The following is an 18001-nucleotide window of genomic DNA, read 5'->3' on the forward strand; positions in this document are numbered from 1 at the left end:
TTCTGATGCTTCTGTCTTTGACTGACCTTCTATTGTTGTAAAGAGAGAAAACCATAATGCTGCGGTTAAGTGTACCAACAGCTGAGCAAGAGAAACGCTGGCATATTACTGCCATCTGTCTGATCGTTATTGAGACCTTGCTCTTGTTAACGGCCCTGGTGCCAGCCCAACTCTGGACACGCCTGCTGCCCCAATCAGCGGCAGCGGCCCTGGACGGCCCCTACCCCCCAGTTCTGGCGCCTCTTGTGGCGGCTTCGCTCTATGTGCTCCCCACCCTGATCGGCTTCCTCTGCCGCGCCTGGCAGCGAGCCTTGTTCTACGCCTCGCTGCCAGCCTGGTTCAGCCTGGGCCTCTTTCTGGTGGCGGCCACCTCCAAGATCGGGGCTTTCTACCTGGTCTCGCCGGACCATGTGACGGCCAACGTCAGCATCCTGGAGTTGTTCGCCTTGCTGGGTGGGATTGGTTGGCTAGGGCGACATATCTTCAAGCTGCACCAATCTGGTTAAAGGTGTATACTACGAGCTATGCAGCGACCCAGGTTTCACCCTTTACGATTGAAGCGCTTCTATACTGGTCAGCTCACCAGCGAGGCTTCTCAGCTCGATCGAAGTGCGGCAGACCAGCCCGTGCCACTGGCAACGCTGCAGGAGGGATTAGGCAGACAGGACGGCGACCAGCGAGACGACCCGCCGCCGAGCCACCCTCCTGTCGCAGAGGTGGTCAGTGCCAGCATAAGTAGCGCCAATACTGTCAGCGATAGCAGCTCTGCGATCAGCTCAGAGCACAGTAGAGCGGAGGGCGAAGCGCGTCATTTGCTGCGCCGAACCCCCATCAGCTATTTGCTCAATCAGGCATACGGACTGTGGTTTTTCCTCTCCTCATTCATTCTGACGCTCATCATTACCCGCGCATTTGTCAATAGTCATGAACTCTATGGCGTCTACGCGGTAGCGATGTCGGCCTTCAATACCATCGCCTACATCGTCGCTTTTGGGCTGGAGGATGCCACAACCACCTATGTACCCAGAGTCCTGGCTGAGCATGGGCAGCCGGCAGCAGCGGCCTTGATTCGGCGCTTGCTACTCTTACGCAGCCTGACCCTGGTTCTGTGCATGGGGGTGATGCTCTTCGCCCTACCCGCCCTGGCCTGGCCTTTTAGCCTTCTTCCCAGCTCGTGGACCTGGGCTAGCGACCTGGCCAACGGGTTGCGCAATCCCCAGCTTCTACGTCATATCACGCCTATCGCCTTCTACGTCCTCGGCAACGGCATCTTCAGCCTGCAAACCGCCGTCTGTGCTTCCTTCATGCGCATGCGCCTCGTCTTCGTCATCGGCAGCCTGTCCCAGCTGGTGCAACTTCCTCTGAGCTACCTGGTGCTGCGACTGGGCGGCAGCGTCGATGGCCTGCTCTGGATGCAGGCACTGGTCTCGCTCGCCAGCGCTGCTGCCTTCCTCATCTGGCAAGCACCGCTCCTGCTTCAACGCGGAGCGGGTTATCATCAGCCGCTCAAGCCAGTGATTCGCCTTGGGCTTTCGGCCTGGCTCACCAACCTTGTTTCTGGCGCCTTACTCAAGCAGACAGTCATCATCCTACTGGGAAGTTTCGCCGTGCCGCTGGCAGAAATTGGCTATTTCAACCTCTCCTACCAGCTTGGTCACACTGCCAGCCTCCTTATGGTGACCGGCTTCGGTGGTGTAGCCGGCTCGGCCTTGGCGGCGGCCTTCGTCGGCCAGAACTATGCCCGGCTCGCGCGCTCCTGGCAGGCACTCATCAAGATCGAAACGCTGCTGGCGGCGCCGGTATTGGTCTTTAGCTTCTTCAACGCCTCCCTGATTGCTCACTTGCTCTATCAAGGCTATGAGCCAGTTGGGCCGCTCCTGGCCCTCTTCCTGATCTTCCAGATCCTCATCCGAACCCTTGGTACCAGCATCCACCAGTCAACGCTCTATGTGGTGGGGAGAGCCTGGCAGGTAGTACTTGGCCAGTGGATCAGTCTGCTCTCGCTCATCATCCTTGGGGTCGTGCTGATCCCCAGCTGGGGGCCGGCGGGCGCCTTGATCGCCGATGGACTGGCTCAGATCATTGGCGGCGCCTTGCTGCTCGGCTTCCTCTGGCGACTCCTGCCAGAGCGCTATCCCCTCAGCTACACCCTGCGCCTGCTCCTGGCCCTGGCCCTGGCTGCTATACCATCGCTGCTGCTGCGTCCGCATAATTTCCCGACGCTCACTCTGGCAGGCTTTATCTATCTCATAGGGGCAGCCCTGCTCCTGCTCCTGATCCGGCCTCTGACTCAGGAGGACCTGATGCTGTTGCGCTCTCTGCACCCGCGACTCGCTAGCTACCTGCGTCCCTTCGCGCACACCCGACGCCGCACCGGAGCGCAGGCCGCTAGCGATAACGCTCCATGATGCGTTGCAGCTCATCCAAAGGCAAAGCATAGACGGTACGACCCTGCCAGCCACTGAGCGTTTCAGCCGCGGTGAGTGCGTTAAGAATGGCTTCTTCGACCGCCTCAACCGCGGCCTCAAAGAGGAGGTCAAGCCGATCATGGGGCAACATCGTCAGAGCGTAGGGCCGCAGTTGGCCCGCGGGCAGATGGTTGCCGGTGGCGAAAGCCAGGAAGAGATCTCCGCTTCCATTGCTGGCAATGCTGCCCACACGCGCCAGGCCAAGAGCGGCGCGGCGGGCCAGACGCTTACACTGCACGGGCAACAGCGGCGCATCCGTGGCAATAATACCAATGATCGAGCCGGCCCCCTCTCGACCAGCAGCAGGCGGCGGAGTAGACCAGGGGCTAGGGACCTTCTCATAGCTGAGTTCACGGCCCACGGGTACGCCAGAGACGCGCAGCAGATGGCGTGCACCATAGTTAGCCTGGACCAGGGCCCCCACCACATAGCGAGCATCGCCCAAATCGACCAGGCGCGAGGCAGTCCCGATTCCTCCTTTCAGCTCGTGACAGATCATGCCTGTCCCCCCTCCCACGTTCCCTTCGGGAACGCTCCCCCCCTTCGCCGTCCTCAGCGCCTCAAAGACATGCTCCTTGCGCACATGGAAAGCAGCAATGTCGTTGAGCCAGCCGTCCCAGGTCTCACCTACCACCGGCAAGGCTCCAGTCCATGAAGAAGAAACCGCCGCCAGAGCGGCCTCACCCTGTTGCTCCATAGGAAAGGCGCAGAGGGCATCACGCACTACCCCAACAGCGTTGGTATTGGTGATGGCTATAGGTGTATGCAGCAGGCCGGCCTCCTCTATCCAGGCCGTGCCAGTCATCTCGCCACAACCATTGAGGCTGAAATAGCCGGCGAAGGCCTGATCCGTCCAGATCCTTCCCTCGCGCGGCACAATCACCGTGACCCCTGTGCGCGCCACCCGCGGCTCATCATAGATCAACGTACAGTGGCCCACCAGGACCCCAGCTACATCGGTAATGGCATTGAAGCGACCCGGCGGGAGATGCCCCACACTGATTCCCAGGTCACGCAGGCGCGCGCGTGTCATCACTCATTGCTCCTCCTCATGAGATCAATCCTTGTTTCATATGCTATCTGCTACAGCCGAGGGAGGGAGCTGGCGGTCATCAACTTCGACCTGGCGGCAGAGCACCAGTCAGCGAAGAGTCGACCGGCCCGGCCCACCCTACTGCGCCAGCAGGTAGCGTGCATCACTGAGTAGCTCGGCATAGACATCCAGCACCTGCGAGGCGATCTGCTGCCAGTTAAAGCGCATCACCGAAGGACGCGCGGCCCGGCGCATTTGAGCCAGTAAGAGAGGATGACGTAGCATGAAATCCAGGCGCTCAGCGAAGAAGCCCGCGCAACGGGGCACCAAATAGCCAGTCTCTCCGTGGCGCACGATCGCAGCCAGCCCCCCGACGCGCGTCGCTACCACCGGGGTGCCACAAGCCAGCGACTCTACCGCCGCCAGGCCAAAGCTTTCGTTACAAGAGGGCACGACCGTTACATCGGCGGCACTGTAGACAAAAGGCATCTCGCACGGTGGCAAAGCCCCTAGAAAATGCACCCGAGCCGCCATCCCGAGCGAGGCCGCCAGCCGACGCAACTGCTGAAGCTCGCGATCACCGCGCAGCTTGCCCCCCACAATGACGGCCTCAGCCCGTTCTTCCATCAGCGCCAAAGCGCGCAGCAGTAGATCAGGCCCTTTGAAAGGGTCCAGGCGTCCCGCAAAGAGGAGCAAAGGACGGTCCAGCGGCAAGCGGTAGCGCTGACGAGCCTGGAAGCGATCCTGGGGGACAAAGTGACGCAGATCAACGCCACAGGGAATGACACTAATGCGGCCAGGCGAGGCTGCATAAAGATTCATCAGCTGGAGCCGCTCCTCAGCTGTCGCAGCAATAATACGATCGGTTTCGGCCACGACCTGTTTTTCCATCTCAGTGCGCAGGGGAGGCTCCTGACTGGTGGGATCACTGAGCAGCTTCACCTGGGCCAGGGTGTGAAACATCGTCACATGCGCAACATGCCAGCGACTCGCCAGCTCCAGGCCGGCGCAGGCAGAGAGCCAGTAGTGACTGTGAATCAGATCATAGCTCAGGCCCTCAGCCTGACGAAAAGCCTCAACCGCGGCACAAAACTGGGGGAGATAGGGATAGAGGTCGTGCTTTGGCAAGCGTGCGACCGGGCCGGCCTCAACCTGGATGACTCGCGTGCGGGGTCCAAGCGGAACGATCGGAGGAAGATGATCATCAGTGCGACGGGTAAAGATATCAACAGCAACCTGGCGCTGACCAAGCTCGCGCGCCAGAGAACGAATATAGACATTCATGCCGCCCGCGTCCGGCGTCTGCCCCGGCATGTCCAGCGGAGACGTATGGACGCAGAGCATGGCAATGGCATGCCTCATAATGCGCAAACTCCTTCCCCTCACAAGAATTGGCAGCAATCGTTATGAGTTGCAAATGCGGGGCCAGCGCCCTTCGCTTGCCATCGAGAGCAGATGCGCGGACACAGGCGTCCCTCCTTTCCTCTCCTGAAAACAGGCGGAAGACAACAATGTACCATGATGGCTACAGCGCCATGCTGTAGCCATTACATAGAACACGCGGGCAAAGCGCGGATATTTCCGCTGAGGCTGTTGACTCAGGTCAGGCCGGCTCACGAGCGCAGCTGGCGCTCCTGTTTTCGCACTTTTTCGATAGCATTGAACATTTCGTGCATATCGATACCGCGCCCCTGAGAGATCTCCTGGAGGCAGGCGACACGGCGTTTAAAGGCAGCCCTGAACTCTTGAGAGGGCAAGCCAGCGATCGTGGCCAGCTCATCGATCACGCAGGCATCAGCATGCTCAAAGCTATCGTCCTCTGGATTCCAGACGGAAAGAGGCAGCTTGACAATCTCATCGGGACGCTCGGATGGAGCCGCAGGATGCAGATAATGGGTGGTGAACCAGCGACGACGCGGCGGGTAGATGCGCCCTACCAGGCCCATATTGATCACCAGGCCCAGACGACGAACATCTTCGATCTCCAGGCGGAGATCGCGACGGTACATGCGGATCACATCGTCAATCGTATCGGCATGGACGCTGGTAGCGATATGGAAACCCTGCGAGGGCAGCCTCAGATAGCGGCGGGCCACCCGCCCCCACATATAGATCGGCAAATGATCGCTGACCTCATTGCAAAGAGCATAGGTGCGAGTGGGATCGACCTCAGGCAAGCGAGTGAAAGAGAAATCCTCATACATGCCGGACATATAGGCCAGCGCCGTCCCTTCGGGAAGAAACTGGAGCAGGGCATTAAGGGTTGTGGTTTTGCCAACGCCAGGCTGAGGATCAGTCGGTCCAGCCACCGTGAGCGAGGCACCGTGCTCCAGCATGAGCCAGATCAAGGCTACCGTCTCCGCATCCGTTGAGCCCAGGGCGATGATCTGCGCAATCGAGAGCGGGCGGCGTGACTCGTAATGCCACCAGTAACGCTCGTAAGGATCTCGCGGATCAAACATGCTGCTTCTTTCCTTCCAGCACTCTCTCAGCATAGACAACAGCTAGACAGCGCGCTAAGCCTCTCCTTCTATTGTACCCTTTTCCCCAGGCTGGCTGCCAGCGCCTGGCGAAGCCGCCGGGGACGGCGGGGAGGCTGGAGGCGAGGCTACAGAAGCCCGTGCCGCCTCCGGCGCACGCAACCAGCCCGGGCGAGGTGTCCAGCCAACGGCAATCAAACGAGGAGGCAACTCTCCCTCCAGTTCTACGATACTCACCGAGGCATTATCGATCCCCAGCAGGGGCGCCCGCACAGGCGGCAGGCCACTGTAGTGAGCCAGGAGCAGCTTGATCACATCAGCGTGAGCCACAAAGAGCGGCCAGGCACCCGCCTCGGAGCGCTGGCGCCAGCGCTCCACTGCGGCAACAGCACGCTGCTGCACCTGGGGAAATGTCTCAATATCAGGGGTAGGGGCCACCGTTGGATCTTGCACAAACGCCTTCCAGGCAGGATCTTTCTTGAGCAGCTCATCGTAACGCTCACCAGCCCAGTGCCCCACATCGGTATCCATCAAATCAGGCTCCAGCCAGACCTCCAGGCCCCAAGTCTGAGCCAGAATCTCCGCCGTATCACGCGCCCGCTCCAGCGGGCTGCTGATAATGGCACTGATCGGTAGCCCACTCAAGGCATCAGCCAGGCGCGCTACCTGCTGCCGCCCTTGATCGGTCAGAGGAATACCAGGTAAGCGTCCAGGCAGACGACGCTCAACGTTCCAGGATGTCTGGCCATGACGCACAAAAAGCAAGGTTTGCTTGTTCTCCATTGAGCTTGCAGCAGTGCTCCCTACAGATTGGTCTTGCCGCCACCAGCGTAGGGGCTGGCGTCGCCACCTGAAGAGGCGATAGTTCGTAGAGACAGAGAGCACCAGCACCTGGAGCCAACCAGTGAGACGCTCCCAGGCAAGGCACCGGCGAGCATGGCATAGGTAGCGACAGAACCAGCTGCGAGTCACGGCAATACTCCACCAGCATGCGAGGCAGGCCAGCGGATGAGCTGGTCCCCTGCCCTGCTCGAAACCGAGGTCGCGCGAGCCAAGCCCTCACGAAGCTGAGATCCTTAGCAGTAGCAGCTGCCTCACAGCCATGTGGTTTCCATTGTAGCAGCGAGGAGAAAGGGCTGCAACCTGACTCGCGAGTAGACAGGAAGGATACCATGCAGACCAGGGCTGGCAGCAGGAGGGCCAGGCAGGGCCAGAGACAAAGAGAAGCCCCAGCCATTGACAATGACCGGGGCTTCTCGATCGGCGTGCCTGAGAGGGTTCGAACCTCTGACCTTTGGCTCCGCAGGCCAACGCTCTATCCACTGAGCTACAGGCACATCTAGCACTTACCGTTTCCGCCTTGTAGGATACAAAAAATTTTGAGCCTTGTCAAGGGGGAGATTGACCAGTTTGGTGAATTTGGGGGCGGCTCCATGCGAAGAGAGGGAAGAAGCTCAGCTCCACTGGAGACGCCGAGCGACCTCTTCTGCAACGAAGGCCCCCATGTGAGGCCAGCAGCGCTGTTAGTCTGGTAGCCTGAGCCTGCTTCGTACCCCAGTCAATCTTACCCCCTGGCAGGGTGGGGGCCGCCTCACGTGCTAGAGCCCCGCTCCACCGCGTTCGCCCGGTCGACCAGGAAGGGGCGAAGCAGGGGTCCTCTCCTACCGCTCCCCTGACACCCTTGAGGACCGGCGAGAAGGCCACAAGAGGCCCACAAGAGGCCCACAAGAGGCCCACAGACTGAGAACTGTCTGTTGACCACGCGCTAGAAGTGCGACGGCTCGCCAGCTCCTCTGACTGGCTGGAAGAAGCCCCCACCAGGAAGCAATCAGAGCTGATCCAGAGCACCTCAGGCATACCAGACATATTCCAGCCCAAGCACCAGCCCCAGCCAGATAGAGAATAGAGCCACCTGGCCAGGAGACATGCCAGATCAGGCCAGGCCAGGCTAAGAGACAATGCCGCTGATCACATCCCGAGCGCGGTTAAGGGCCTCGCGACGCACATAGTAATAAGCCCAGAGGCCCTTTTTACGGCAATCCACCAGCCCCGCATCTCGCAAAATACGGAGATGATGCGAGATAGTCGGTTGCTCCAAGGTGAAGCTTTCCACGATCTCAAAGACACACACCTCCCCTTCATAGCGACTTAACAGGCTCAGGATGCGCAGGCGCGTAGGATCGGCCAGCGCCTTCAGCAAGCGAGCCTGGCCGATGGCCTCATCTTCGCTGAGAGCCGGCACGAACTTAGGCCCCACTCCCACCGACGAATGATGGGTCGTTGAACCTGACTGCCGACTCAAGACGCTCAGTGATCCCGTTGAACCTGACTGTGTATTGCGAGTTGTGTTTCCCTGATTCGTTGTGGCCATTGTCTTCTTCTCCTTCCATCCTCCCATCCGGGTGATTTGAAACTTTCTCTAGATCTGGGGGGATCTACTTCCAGTATACTTGCCTATCCAAATCGTATTAAGGAGAAATCTATCGTTAACTCACAAGCGAATTTTTGGGCAAGAAAAAGATACAAATTTTACTAAACAATATTAGCAAATTCAGATGCATATAAATATTAACCTTCAATTAATTGTCTATAGAGAAAAAGCTGTAGACTGAATAGGGGACGCCAGCCGAAGCGGCCTCTGCGGGCAGGAACAACCCCAGGCTTTTCAGGGCGGGGTTGACTGCCCGCAGGTTCTTCTGCTTCTGTGCAGCATGCACTGCGAGAGGATCTACACTTCAGCTATGGACAGGAGGCTGGGGGGGCTCCGCCGCAGCGCGCACCTGTAGATGGAGTTCTCGCAGCTGCTGCTCATCCACAGGTGAAGGAGCGTTCAGCAGCAGATCCTGAGCGCTCTGCGTCTTGGGGAAAGCGATCACCTCGCGAATGGTCTGCTCGCCGGCGAGAATCATCACCAGGCGGTCCAGGCCCAGGGCAATACCACCGTGGGGAGGAGCGCCGTACTCGAAGGCCTCCAGCATATGGCCGAAGCGGTCGCGAATCTGCTCATCGCTATAATTCATCAACGAGAAGACCTTATGGAGCAGTGAAGCCACATTAATACGGACACTGCCCCCGCCGATCTCGGAGCCGTTGCAAATGATATCGTACTGGCGCGAACGCACTTTCAGCGGTTCCGTCTCCAGCAAAGGCACATCCTCCTCACGCATTCCCGAGAACGGATTATGCTCGGCCTCGTAGCGTCCCTCCTCCTCGTTATAGCTGAGCAGCGGGAAGTCAACGACCCAACAGAAGGCCAATTCCTGGGGATCGATCAGCCTTAGACGCTCTGCCAGGCGCAGGCGCAGGCGAGAGAGCACCTCATTGCAGACCTCAACGCGATCGGCCACGAAGAGCAGGAGGTCACCCGGGCCAGCCTGCATGCGGCTCACAATGGCCTGGAGCTGCTCTGCTGGCAAGAATTTAGTCAGGGCAGACTTCAGCTCGCCCGTCGGAGCGATAGCCAATGAGACCAGGCCTTTCGCTCCCAGGCTGCGAGCAAACTCTGTCAGCTCTTCCACTTCGCGCCGACTATAGCCCGCCGCCCCTGGAACGCGAATGCCCTTGACCGCGCCGCCGACGGTGAGGGCCTGTTGAAAGACCCCAAAGTTGCCAGCCGCCAAGTCGGAGATGGTCACCAAGGGCAGCTCAAAGCGCAGATCGGGGCGATCAGTACCGTAGCGCTCTAGCGCCTCCTCATAGGAGAGGCGCGGGAACGGCTTCTGTTTGATGCGCTTCTGCGTCACCTGCTCAACCAAGAAGATCAGCAGCCCCTCGATGAGATTCATCACATCGTTCTCATCGACAAAGGCCATCTCGATATCCAGCTGCGTAAACTCCGGTTGCCGATCCGAGCGCTGGTCCTCATCGCGGAAACAGCGGGCGATCTGAAAGTAGCGGTCTAGACCGGCGACCATCAGCAGCTGCTTGAGCTGCTGGGGCGACTGCGGCAAAGCGTAGAATTGACCGGGATAGAGCCGGCTCGGCACCAGGTAATCGCGCGCCCCCTCGGGCGTACTCTTGATCAAAATGGGCGTCTCAATCTCCAAAAAGCCACGCTCATCCAGGTAGTCACGCATCGCCTTGATCAAGCGATGACGCAGGATCATGTTCTTCTGCATCCTGGACCGTCGCAGATCGAGATAGCGATACTTCAGGCGCAGGGTCTCCTCAACCTGGCCCTCGCCAGAGATCGAGAAAGGGGGAACGCGCGAGGGATTCAGAAGGCGGATGGCTGTCGCCACGACCTCAATAGCCCCCGTCTCCAAATGGGGATTTTCCGTGCCCGGCAAGCGCGGCGCCACCGTCCCCGTGACCTCGATCACATACTCAGCCCGCAGCTCGCTGGCCACACGATGCGCCTCCTCCGAGCGTGAGGGATCACAGACGACCTGCGTGATCCCATAGCGATCGCGCAGGTCGAGGAAAATCAGCCCGCCATGATCACGCCGGCGATTGACCCAGCCCGCCAGGCGCACCTGCTGGCCACAGTGCTCTTGACGCAACTCTCCACAGGTATGGGTACGATAATGTACGGCGAAACTCACGATTGCTCAGGACTCCTTCTTCACTGCCATTCACGCACACGCAAGAGGATAACCACCACCCGAGAAACAGCCCAATTCGCTTCGGCCCGGAAAAAGAAAGAAAGCCTCCCAGGCAGCGGTCCCTGCTGGCCACTCTCTGCAATGGTTTTCACCAAGTGTACACCATCTCGTGGTCAGGCACAACTCCCCGACGAGCTGGTGTCGACAGCAACCACATTGAGCAGGGAGGCAGTATTCTGAGCAAGTGCATAGAGCAGGGTGCCACTGGAGGGGTCAGGCTGAGCGCTGCGCAGGGAGGCGAACAAGCCTGGGGAGGTGTATTGTCCCGTCAGCTGCACTAAGATACTATTCGAGTCAGAAGTGCCGCCAGCTGAGCCGCCGCCGAGCGGCGTAAAAGCGAGCAAGCGATGGGCAGCGCTATCGGCCACATAGAGATGGGGAATATGATTCACCAGGCCAGCAGAGAGGGTGGCCTTGTTGGAGGCCAGCAGAGGCACAGGACCCTGCTGCGCCGGAACCGTGACGGTAGGAACGGGAGTAGCCGCAGTGAACCCCTGATCGCTGACCGGGAGAGCGCTGGGAATGGGACGCTGCACCTGCACAGGAACTGGTACCGGCTCCTGGGCCTTGCCCGAGGTGTATTGCAGACTCTGCACGCTGCCATCGCCCAGCAAGAGAAAGAGCTGATTGTTGGGGAAAGCGGCAATACTGACCACATTGGCCGAGATCGGCAGCGGTGCTTGCTTGGCAGTCAGCTTGGTACGATCGAAGTCGACGATCTGGGCACTGTTGGGAGCCTGTTTAGAAGAGAAGACCACATAGACATCGCCATCCCAGGCCGCGATTAACGACGGGACCTGACCGTTGGAGGTCAAGGCTGTATCGATAGGGACTGTTTTGGCCTTCGTCTGGCCAGCCTGCAGGGCAGCCAGCTCATAGCTGACAGAGGCAGCCCCCTGGCTCTGACTGGTGCGAGCCAGGAGCAGATAGAGCTGCGAGCCATCATTAGCACTGGCCACGCCGAGCACCTTGCCATCAAGGTCGAGATGATTCTGCAGGCTATATTGACGATTAACCTGCATCAGTGGGTAGAGCTGGCTATCCTCACCCAAGGCGTATAAGAGCGCCTTCCCCTTCTGCTGCAGGATTGCCAGGCTACGGGCCCGCGTGGCAATGCTGCCGGTATTGATGGGACTCACGCCAGTACTGGAGCAGGGGAGGGAAGTAATGCCAAAGCGCTTATTGTAGGCAGTCAGGGCGGCCTCAGCATGGCTGGTCAGCGAGCGCTGAAGACTGGCAAGCTGCGTCCGCTGAGCATCTGAGAGCGACACGCCCTGAAGCGAGCGCAGAGACTGCTGGGCGCTGGCCAGATCTTGCAGAGCGCGCACCGGATCACTGTTCAGCTCACCTGTAGCGCGGTTGATCAGGGTCGTTGCCTGGGCCAGGACTTGATCGGGATCAGGACCTTGGCGGAGCACCAGATAGTAGACAGCCCCGACAACCAGTGCCAGCAGGACCACCGTAAGCAGGGCTACATTGAGAAAGAAGATCCGTCCCCGCCGCCGACGTTTGGAGACAGGTAAGGCAGGAGCGGCCAGCGGCGCCGCATCCGCCAGCGTCGGTACGGCACGAGCCGAGAAAGAGAATGTACCACTGTGGCCATTGCCATAGCGCGTCCCTGCCTGACCAGCCGAAGAGGCCAGCGAAGTCTCCAGAATCGCCGTATCCTCCTCGGGTCCACCGACCGCTACAGGGCGCCGTTGGCGAGGAGGCGGTTCGACCCCTACCTCGTTGACACGAATCACAATCGCCGTAATATTGTCGGGCCCCCCGTTTTCATTGGCGCGCTCTACCAGGTGATAGACACTCTCCTGGGGGACGAAGCGATTGACGATCTCCTGCAGTTCATCCTCAGTGATCAACCCGGAGAGGCCATCGGTACAGAGGACGAGCGAGTCCCCTTCCTGCAGTGGCTCGGTGAAAATATCGATCTCGACATCGGGTTGTGTGCCCAGCGAGCGAGTGATCACATTGCGCTGCGCGTGAGTACGGGCCTGATCCTCAGTCAGCAAGCCAGCGCGTACCTGCTCGGCGACCCAGGAGTGATCCTGAGAGATCTGCTTGACCGTCTTGCCGCGGATCAGATAAGCGCGGCTATCGCCTACATTGGCAATATAGGCCATATTCCCACGCAGCACCGCTGCCACGCAGGTTGTGCCCATGCCGTTGCGCAGCATATTCTCGGCTGCGCGCTGATGAATGGCGGCATTGGCTCGCTTAATAGCGCGGACCAGAGCGACCGGAACCTCATCGCTGTCGTCCTGATAGTATGCCGTGCTAACAGTGTCTACGGCAATCTCGCTTGCCACCTCCCCCGCCGCATGACCGCCCATGCCATCGGCCACAATGAACAGTGAGCCTTTCGTTGCCATCACCTGGGGGTCCTTAGGGATGACATAGGCCATATTGTCTTCATTGTGCTCACGCCTGCGGCCAACGTCTGTTAGCTGTGCAACGTCGAGACGGAGTTGTTTGGCCAAAGCACTTCTCTCCCGTACTTGATAGCTCGCGATTGAGTGATGTGCACACTAGGCAATTCCGAGACTTTAGGCTATATTACACCGACGCCGAGAAAAACGCAACGCATGGGAAAGGCATAGCAAGGCCGAGTAGAAGCCGCGCCACCAGGCTCAGCTCCATCCACCCCGGTCGGCTCCTCCTCAGCATAAGTAAGTAAGCAGACAGCCTTGCTGATCACAGGCCCGCGCGTGCCTTCTTCAGGCGCTGCTGGCGCTGCCCTTCCCCCTCACGACAATCTCCTGTTCTGGCTAGCTGCCGTCTCCGCTGCTCTTCCCCCCTCTCCGGCTGGCTTGCTCTGCGAGCAGCCAGCTCACTTTTGGTAGCCGACCAGGAGGAATGCCTCCTTTTTTGCATTGTATACAGGCAAGGGGCAGTGGTCAAGAAAGCTGGCCTGAGTGGTTCGGGGGGCCAGGGTGAAACCAGACTCAGACCAAAGAGAGAAGAGACAATCTGGCCAGGCCACGGGTGCTCAGAGCCAGGAGCTGGCCCTTCTATGCGTCCGGGCTGGCTGGTTAGAGACGGAGAGGATTCCCTGTGTCTAAAGGACAGAGCCATGCGTTTATCCGTAATAGGGTAGTGGAAGCAGGTGGTACCAAGGCGAGTCAAGTTCGTGCTGGTAAGCTGAGCTATTGTTCTTGGGAGGCCAGAGCAGAGAAAGGGCGGGTGAAAAGGCCCAGAGTTGTTACCAGGTCAGCCTACAAGCCGTTCTTCTGGCAGGTTATAGCGGCTGCTATAGCATAGAATAGGGAATACGCCTTTCTGGGAGGGGTAGCAGTTGTTATGCATATTGGGATCAATGCCCAGCTCTTATCGTACAGCCAGAGCTACCGTAATAGTGGAGTGAGCCGCTACATCCGCCGGTTGCTGGAAGGACTGGCCCAGGAACCTGGCGAGCATTGCTATACTATCTTTATCAATGGTCCTCAGGTAGAGGAGCAGCTAGCGGCAGTAGCGCGCCATCCGCAGCTGACCTATATCAGTGCCCCCTGGCCAGAAGAGCAGCCTGTGAGGCGTGTGGCTTGGGAGCAACTGAAGCTGCCGGGCGAGCTGCGCCAGCGGCGCATCCAGCTGCTGCACTCGCCGGTGAACGTACTCCCTTTCCGGTTGCCAGCGGACTGCCATGGCGTGGTGACGCTCCATGACCTGGCATTTCTCCGCTTCCCGGAGGTTCTGACAGGCCCAAAACGGCTCTATCAGCGCACCTTTACGTTACATAGTTTACGCCGCGCAACGCTGATCATCGCGGTCTCAGACAGCACGCGACGCGATGCCATCGAGCTGCTCTCTCTGCCGGCAGAGCGTCTGCGCACCGTCTACCCCTGCATCGACGCTCGCTTTACCGCCAGCCAGCAGGATGAGCAGGCAGTACGGGCGTTACGCGCCCACTATGGACTTGAGAGTGGGTTTATTCTCTATCTTGGGACGCTAGAACCACGCAAGAATCTCGATACACTGATTGAGGCTTTTGCTCGTCTGAAGCGCCAGCAGGGCATTCGGGAGAAGCTCGTGCTGGCGGGGAGCAAGGGCTGGCTCTATGACTCGATCTTTGCCCGCGTTCGCAGCCTGGGGCTTGAGTCAGAAGTCCTATTCCCGGGTTTCATCGCGGACAGCGAGCAGGTTTTATGGTATCATGCAGCCACGGCCTTTGCTTATCCCTCCCTCTATGAAGGGTTCGGACTGCCGGTAGCAGAAGCGTTGGCCTGCGGGCTGCCGGTGGTCACCTCTACTGTCTCCAGCTTGCCCGAAGCAGGTTCCGGCGTGGCTCTGACGGTAGAGCCGCGCGACGTGGACGCCCTGGCGAACGCCCTGTACCGGGCACTCAGCGATGAGGCCTATCGGCAGCACTGCCGCGCAATGGCCAGCACGGTGGCAGAGCGCTTCTCGCTGCGCACAATGGCTCGCCAGATGCGAGCTGTCTACGAGGAGGCCCTCAGCGAGAAGCCGCCAGAGCCACAGCAACCTGAGCCGTGGTCGCAACGCAAGGAGCAACATGTTTCTTCTCTTGAGTGATAAAACGTTCAAAAAAGCAGGTATATGGCCGTGAAAGGTAGCGAACTCTCACAAGCACAGCTCTCCAGAACGCCAGCAGCGGGTCCGGCGAGCGCAACGCCGAAGTCCCCAGCAGAGGCCACCGCTTCAGTGGCAGGTGCCAGTATGATGGCCGGCAATACGGGGGTCATGGGAGTGACGGGAGCTACCGGCCAACTGACTCGCATTATCTCACAGCGGCGCTCCCATCGCCGCCAGTGGCGCATCCTTGAGTGCCTCGCGATGGTGCTGCTAGATGCCACCCTGGTCGCGATCTCGTTCTATCTCGCTTACCTTATCCGTTTCCAGCTGCTGTTTGAAAGTCCCTGGCTCGATCGTCTGCGCCGTGCCCTGACCGATGCCAGCCCTAGCCATGCCACATTTATCCCTCTCGATAAGCTGACCGAGATGCAGGCCGGCATCGTGATTGGAGCCATCGTCATTTTCGCCGTTCGCGGCCTCTATCGGCTGCGCCTGACCGGTACCTGGTTTCGCCAGATGTGGACGATTACCAGTTCGGCCACCATCGGCATGGCCTTCTTGATCACCTACTACTTTGTCTTTCAGCCGACAGCCAATTCGCGCTTGCTGGTACCTTTCGTCTGGGCCATCTCGATCGTGCTGCTCTGCCTCGGGCGCCTGATCGCTTCGGCCATTATGGGCACGCTCTACCAGCTCGGTCTGGGAGAGACTCGCGTCCTGGTGGTCGGCTCAGGTCGCCTGGCCAAGATGATTATGCAGCACGTCGCGGCCAACCCCAGTCTGGGCTACTCCATTGTGGGCTTTCTCCATGACCTGGAGAATGCGCCCGGCGATTTTGGTCGCTTCAAGATGCTGGGTACGTTGGATGACCTGGGCATGGCCATCCGCTCGATGCAGGTCGATGAGGTGATCATCGCTCTGCCCTCTCACTTGCATGAGCAGGTGATCAGGACTGTGCGTCTCTGCGAGCGGCTAGGTACCTCCTTTAAACTCATTCCCGACCTCTATGAGCTGAGTCTCTCGCGCATCGACATGGAGTCGATCGAGGGTATCCCCCTCATCGGCATCAAGCAGTCTTCGCTCAACCGCTGGCAGCGGGCCGTCACGCGCGCTGTGGATATCGTGGTCTCCAGCCTGATCCTGCTTCTGGGCGCCCCGCTCTGGCTGTGCATCGCCCTGGCTATCCGCCTGGACTCGCCCGGCAGCGTGATCTATAAGTCGACGCGCATCGGGCTGAACGGTAAGCCTTTCCAGATGTATAAGTTTCGCTCGATGTATCAGAACGCTGACCAGATGCTGACGGCCCTGCTCGACCGCAATGAGGCGCAGGGACCACTCTTCAAGATGCGCTCTGATCCACGCATAACGCGCGTTGGACGTCTTCTGCGTAAGCTGAGTCTGGATGAGATTCCCCAGTTCATCAATGTGCTCAAAGGAGAGATGAGCCTGGTCGGCCCCCGCCCGGCTCTGCCTCGCGAAGTCGCTCAGTACGAGGAGTGGCAGAAGGGTAGACTGGCTATTAAACCGGGGATCTCCGGCCTCTGGCAGGTGCGCGGGCGGAGCGATCTTAGCTTCGATGAGGGCGTCTTGCTCGACCTCTACTACATTGAGAACTGGTCGCTGCGCCTCTACTTTCAGATCCTGTTGAGCACGATTCCTGCGGTCATTTTCAGGCGGGGTGCATACTAAAAACGATGAGAGTGGCGCTCGTCCATGACTATCTGAATCAGATGGGGGGTGCGGAGCGCGTTGTTCTGGCGCTACATGAACTGTTTCCCGACGCCCCCCTCTATACTTCTATCTACGATCCGAAACGGGTTGATCCCGCGTTTCGGCGGATGGATATCCGCACTTCTTTTATGCAGAAACTTCCTCTGGTGACAAGCCATCACCAGCCCTATTTGCCCTTCTACCCCTATGCAATGGAAAGTCTGGATCTGCGCGGCTACGATTTAGTGCTGAGCAGTTCTAGTGCTTTCGCCAAAGGGGTGATTACGCGCCCGGAGACGCTGCATATTTGTTATTGCCATACGCCAATGCGCTGGTGCTGGAACTATGAGGAATACGTCGAGCGCGAGCAGCTGGGACGCCTGGCTCGCAGTCTCTTGCCGTTTTTGATCAGCAAGCTCCGCCTCTGGGACCAGGTGACCGCGGCCCGCGTTGACCACTTTATCGCCAATTCTCCCGTGGTGGCGGAGCGCATCCGCAAGTACTACCGGCGCGAGGCAGTGGTCATCCCTCCGCCAGTTGATGCCAGCCGTTTCAAGTTTGAGCCACAAGCTAGAGGTGACTATTTTCTAATTGTGAGCCGCCTGGTTCCTTACAAACGTATTGATCTGGCCATCGAGGCTTGTAATGCCTTACGCCTGCCTCTGGTCATTATTGGAAAAGGGCGCGATCTGCCCCGCCTGCAGCGGCTGGCTGGCCCAACGATCCGCTTTGCTGGCCAACTCAGCGATGCGGAGGTGTTGGACTATTTTGCTCACTGCCGGGCCCTGATTTTTCCGGGCGAGGAGGATTTCGGTATCACGCCGCTTGAAGCCCAGGCCTCGGGCCGCCCGGTCATCGCCTATGGCGCCGGCGGCGCTCTGGCTTCCGTGATTGGGGGTGTGACCGGGGTCTTTTTCCACGAGCAGACGGTGGAGAGCCTGGCCGCCGTGCTAGCTACCTTCGATGAACGGGCCTTCGATCCTTACAGGATTCGTGAGCACGCGCTGGAGTTCGATAAGCCGCGTTTCCAGCGTCGCATGCTGCAATTCATCGAGGCGAAACTGGCAGAGCGCCAGTCACACGAGCAGACTCTTGCTCTCCCTTCGGTCGCAGTGAAGGGCAAACCGCGAGGTGAGGCAGGGGCCTCTGGAGCGCCATAGCCTGGCGGCTCAGCAG

Annotated in this window: 12 protein-coding genes and 1 tRNA gene; 5 read left to right on the forward strand and 8 right to left on the reverse strand. The window is 59.3% G+C overall.

The window, feature by feature from the left end; translation table 11 throughout:
* The first annotated feature begins 56 nt into the window (after nucleotides 1–56).
* Both A4R35_RS08490 and A4R35_RS08495 read left to right on the forward strand, forming a co-directional pair.
* On the forward strand, nucleotides 57–506 hold the full coding sequence (locus A4R35_RS08490; RefSeq protein ID WP_112428390.1) for a hypothetical protein: 450 nt from the start codon (nucleotides 57–59) through the stop codon (nucleotides 504–506).
* Between the two features lie 18 nt (nucleotides 507–524).
* Nucleotides 525–2408: a lipopolysaccharide biosynthesis protein gene (locus A4R35_RS08495; protein ID WP_112428392.1), complete on the forward strand. Its 1884-nt coding sequence runs from the start codon at nucleotides 525–527 to the stop codon at nucleotides 2406–2408.
* Here the strand turns inward: A4R35_RS08495 and A4R35_RS08500 are convergent.
* From A4R35_RS08500 to A4R35_RS08535, 8 genes are all read right to left on the reverse strand, one after another.
* On the reverse strand, nucleotides 2389–3501 hold the full coding sequence (locus tag A4R35_RS08500) for a DmpA family aminopeptidase (RefSeq protein WP_112428394.1): 1113 nt from the start codon (nucleotides 3499–3501) through the stop codon (nucleotides 2389–2391). The two genes, A4R35_RS08495 and A4R35_RS08500, sit on opposite strands and share 20 nt — an antisense overlap.
* A 138-nt stretch (nucleotides 3502–3639) precedes the next feature.
* Entirely contained in the window at nucleotides 3640–4863 is a 1224-nt protein-coding gene (locus A4R35_RS08505; protein ID WP_112428396.1) for a glycosyltransferase, read from the reverse strand.
* 251 nt (nucleotides 4864–5114) lie between these two features.
* Nucleotides 5115–5963, reverse strand: coding sequence for a hypothetical protein (locus A4R35_RS08510; protein WP_112428399.1), 849 nt, complete (start codon nucleotides 5961–5963; stop codon nucleotides 5115–5117).
* 54 nt (nucleotides 5964–6017) lie between these two features.
* Nucleotides 6018–6764 carry a histidine phosphatase family protein gene (locus A4R35_RS08515; protein WP_112428401.1) on the reverse strand — a complete coding sequence of 249 codons (747 nt, stop codon included), beginning with the start codon at nucleotides 6762–6764 and terminating at the stop codon, nucleotides 6018–6020.
* Nucleotides 6765–7245: 481 nt separating this feature from the next.
* Nucleotides 7246–7318 (reverse strand) — tRNA-Arg (locus tag A4R35_RS08520).
* A gap of 611 nt (nucleotides 7319–7929) precedes the next feature.
* On the reverse strand, nucleotides 7930–8352 hold the full coding sequence (locus A4R35_RS08525; protein WP_112428403.1) for an ArsR/SmtB family transcription factor: 423 nt from the start codon (nucleotides 8350–8352) through the stop codon (nucleotides 7930–7932).
* Nucleotides 8353–8716: 364 nt separating this feature from the next.
* Nucleotides 8717–10525, reverse strand: coding sequence for an aspartate--tRNA ligase (gene aspS, locus A4R35_RS08530; protein WP_112428405.1), 1809 nt, complete (start codon nucleotides 10523–10525; stop codon nucleotides 8717–8719).
* 173 nt (nucleotides 10526–10698) lie between these two features.
* Entirely contained in the window at nucleotides 10699–13065 is a 2367-nt protein-coding gene (locus A4R35_RS08535; protein ID WP_146747147.1) for a Stp1/IreP family PP2C-type Ser/Thr phosphatase, read from the reverse strand.
* A gap of 820 nt (nucleotides 13066–13885) precedes the next feature.
* Here A4R35_RS08535 and A4R35_RS08540 point away from each other — a divergent pair.
* The 3 genes from A4R35_RS08540 to A4R35_RS08550 all read left to right on the forward strand — a co-directional run bounded on the left by A4R35_RS08540 (nucleotide 13886) and on the right by A4R35_RS08550 (nucleotide 17985).
* A complete protein-coding gene (locus A4R35_RS08540) occupies nucleotides 13886–15115 on the forward strand; it encodes a glycosyltransferase family 4 protein (protein ID WP_112428409.1) in 1230 nt (409 codons plus the stop codon).
* 144 nt (nucleotides 15116–15259) lie between these two features.
* Complete coding sequence (locus tag A4R35_RS08545) at nucleotides 15260–16804, forward strand: sugar transferase (RefSeq protein WP_223258255.1); 1545 nt, start codon at nucleotides 15260–15262, stop codon at nucleotides 16802–16804.
* 5 nt (nucleotides 16805–16809) lie between these two features.
* Nucleotides 16810–17985 carry a glycosyltransferase gene (locus A4R35_RS08550; RefSeq protein WP_112428411.1) on the forward strand — a complete coding sequence of 392 codons (1176 nt, stop codon included), beginning with the start codon at nucleotides 16810–16812 and terminating at the stop codon, nucleotides 17983–17985.
* Nucleotides 17986–18001 lie beyond the last annotated feature (16 nt).

Origin of the sequence: Thermogemmatispora tikiterensis (assembly GCF_003268475.1) — a bacterium.
Lineage (GTDB): Bacteria > Chloroflexota > Ktedonobacteria > Ktedonobacterales > Ktedonobacteraceae > Thermogemmatispora > Thermogemmatispora tikiterensis.

Coding starts and splice junctions, on each gene's coding strand:
- A4R35_RS08500 (WP_112428394.1), bottom strand. CDS start 3,501: ATGACACGCGCGCGCCTGCGTGACCTGGGAATCAGTGTGGGGCATCTC.
- A4R35_RS08505 (WP_112428396.1), bottom strand. CDS start 4,863: ATGAGGCATGCCATTGCCATGCTCTGCGTCCATACGTCTCCGCTGGAC.
- A4R35_RS08515 (WP_112428401.1), bottom strand. CDS start 6,764: ATGGAGAACAAGCAAACCTTGCTTTTTGTGCGTCATGGCCAGACATCC.
- A4R35_RS08525 (WP_112428403.1), bottom strand. CDS start 8,352: ATGGCCACAACGAATCAGGGAAACACAACTCGCAATACACAGTCAGGT.
- A4R35_RS08490 (WP_112428390.1), top strand. CDS start 57: ATGCTGCGGTTAAGTGTACCAACAGCTGAGCAAGAGAAACGCTGGCAT.
- A4R35_RS08495 (WP_112428392.1), top strand. CDS start 525: ATGCAGCGACCCAGGTTTCACCCTTTACGATTGAAGCGCTTCTATACT.
- A4R35_RS08550 (WP_112428411.1), top strand. CDS start 16,810: ATGAGAGTGGCGCTCGTCCATGACTATCTGAATCAGATGGGGGGTGCG.
- A4R35_RS08510 (WP_112428399.1), bottom strand. CDS start 5,963: ATGTTTGATCCGCGAGATCCTTACGAGCGTTACTGGTGGCATTACGAG.
- A4R35_RS08540 (WP_112428409.1), top strand. CDS start 13,886: ATGCATATTGGGATCAATGCCCAGCTCTTATCGTACAGCCAGAGCTAC.
- A4R35_RS08545 (WP_223258255.1), top strand. CDS start 15,260: ATGATGGCCGGCAATACGGGGGTCATGGGAGTGACGGGAGCTACCGGC.